Raw genomic sequence first — 266 nt, forward strand, 5'->3', positions numbered from 1 at the left:
CGCCGATCAGCGCCGTCAGGAAGATGGCTTTCGGGATCACTTTTTCCGCGTCTTTGGTCTCTTCGGACAGCGAGCTGATGCCGTCGAAGCCCAGGAACGAGAAGCACAGGATGGTCGCGCCGGTAATCATCGGCACCACGTGGGCGTTATCGGACCAGAACGGGCGGCTGCTGACCAGCGTACCGGCGCCTTCGCCGTGGTAAATACCGTTGATCACCAGGCCGAGGAACACGATCATGATCGCCACCTGCACCACCACGATGATG

Annotated in this window: 1 protein-coding gene; it reads right to left on the minus strand. The window is 60.5% G+C overall.

Annotation, left to right across the window (positions count from 1 at the left end):
• A partial coding sequence (locus P8629_RS11985; protein WP_278166340.1) for an amino acid permease occupies positions 1-266 on the minus strand: 266 nt, incomplete at both ends.

The sequence above is a fragment of the Hydrogenovibrio sp. 3SP14C1 genome, from assembly GCF_029625905.1.
Classification (GTDB): domain Bacteria; phylum Pseudomonadota; class Gammaproteobacteria; order Thiomicrospirales; family Thiomicrospiraceae; genus Hydrogenovibrio.